Raw genomic sequence first — 566 nt, forward strand, 5'->3', positions numbered from 1 at the left:
GAACGGGAGGAGCGGAGAGCGATGAGGACGAGGGTGATGGCGGTGGCGGCCGGGGCGCTTCTGGGTCCGGGCCTGGCCTGGGCGCAGGAAGGGACGGGCGACGCGGCGGCGGGCGAGCAGCAGTTCAACCGCCAGTGCGTGGCCTGCCATGTGGTGCAGGACGCCGGGGGCGAGGTGCTGGCGGGGCGCAACGCCCATGTGGGGCCCAACCTGTACGGGGTGGCGGGCCGGGTGGCGGGCAGCTACCCCGACTTCGCCTACAGCACGCTCATGCAGGCCTATGGCGCGGCGGGGGCGGTCTGGGAGGAGGGCAACTTCGTGGCCTATGTCCAGGACCCCACGGGCTATCTGCGCGAGGCCACGGGCGAGGCCTCCGGGCGCAGCAAGATGGCCTACCAGGTGCGCGACGAGCAGCAGGCGCACGACCTGTGGGCGTTCCTGGCCACCTTCGGGGACGCGGGCGGGGGCGCCGCGACGGACGCGGGCGCGGGGGCAGGCGCGGAGGCCGAAGCCGGGACCAGCCCGTGACCGGACCCGGCCGGGCCGGGCCGCCCAGGGGGGCGGCC

Annotated in this window: 1 protein-coding gene; it reads left to right on the forward strand. The window is 76.1% G+C overall.

The features are described 5' to 3' along the window. Window positions 1-528: c-type cytochrome (locus J3P31_RS21165; RefSeq protein WP_438270319.1), on the forward strand; the 528-nt coding region annotated here is incomplete at its 5' end. Window positions 529-566 lie beyond the last annotated feature (38 nt).

Origin of the sequence: Rubellimicrobium arenae, from assembly GCF_017916275.1 — a bacterium.
GTDB classification, from domain to species: domain Bacteria; phylum Pseudomonadota; class Alphaproteobacteria; order Rhodobacterales; family Rhodobacteraceae; genus Rubellimicrobium; species Rubellimicrobium arenae.